The 1138-nt window shown below is 55.9% G+C and carries 1 protein-coding gene; it reads left to right on the top strand.

The genetic code is table 11. The features are described from left to right. Positions 1–536: 536 nt before the first annotated feature. Positions 537–743, top strand: a complete 207-nt coding sequence (locus B1991_RS18835) for a hypothetical protein (RefSeq protein ID WP_168709708.1) — start codon at positions 537–539, stop codon at positions 741–743. Positions 744–1138: the final 395 nt, after the last annotated feature.

Consider the following 1138-nt stretch of genomic DNA (forward strand, 5'->3'; position numbering starts at 1 on the left):
GCTCAATTCCAGCGTTAGACTCAAATCCAGAAGTTCTGTACCAGGGCGAATTCTAAGGGGCTTCCATGGGCGTCCAAAAAAAGTACGACGCTCTCGTGAAGGAGTGGGGTCGCGAGCTCGCCAATGAAATTATGGCCAAACGTGCATCCAAACGTCCTGCTAAAAAGGGTAAGAGCAAAGGGCAGCACTGGTCGCCGGTACTACCCGGCTCCTTCGAATCTGGAAAACATCGCTAGCAAAACGCACTCGCACAGGTGGTTCGCTTCGCAACCGTCTAACTACTCGTTCAAGGCGGACGGCTACGCCGCCGCTTAACTCCAGCGTTAGGGCCGCCTATGAAACGTTTGATAGTTCTTTCGACACTCGTGCTTCTTGGGTGTACTCAGCAGGCCCAAAAGTCGTCCTCCGTCGCCACAGTTGGATCACTGCACGCAAGACCTTCCTCCGGTAGCGCCCTTAATTCGACCCTGCTGCACACCACCGTTTCGGGCCGAAACGTCGCGGACATTTCACGCGACGTCCAAGGTTGGCACGACATGCAACACGCGGGCTGCAAATTCATCAAGGTCGTCGCCGCCGAGGTCATAACGCAAGAACCAAAATCCATCGTGGAGCACTGGACAATCGAAGCCTGCAAAGACCAGCAGTTCACTTACCGTGTTTTGATCATTCCGGGCACGGGTGGTATCACTGACATGGTCTCCAACGTAGATGGCTCCGCTGCCACTTCCGCGAAGCCCTAACATCTCATTCGAGGCGGACGGCGCCGCCGCCGCTCAACTCCAGCGTTAGACCTCGCATGCAGCCTTTCGTAGACGCCATATTTCCGCAACACGTTTCAGTTGCCAATCCGCCGTCGGATCTCGTTAGCGAGTTTCCTGAGTTGGCCATAGCTCAAGAGCAGGCGGAGGCGCGGCTGCCTTACTCGGGGCAAGATGAGCTGGCAGTCATTCTCACCCGGTTGCAATCATTGGCCATCCCATTTGTTGCAGCAGGTCCGGGCTGGCATCCTGCGGCAGTCTTTCAGCGTCTTCGGTCGCAACATTTGGTCACTGGCTCTATCCCAACTATCGTATGGTTAGGTCCCGGCAAGACTGAGCTCGGCGAGGTCTAACAACTCCTTAGGAGACTTCCCGTC

This window comes from Rhodanobacter lindaniclasticus, from assembly GCF_004799035.1.
Classification (GTDB): Bacteria; Pseudomonadota; Gammaproteobacteria; order Xanthomonadales; family Rhodanobacteraceae; genus Rhodanobacter; species Rhodanobacter lindaniclasticus.

Coding starts and splice junctions, on each gene's coding strand:
- B1991_RS18835 (WP_168709708.1), top strand. CDS start 537: ATGCAACACGCGGGCTGCAAATTCATCAAGGTCGTCGCCGCCGAGGTC.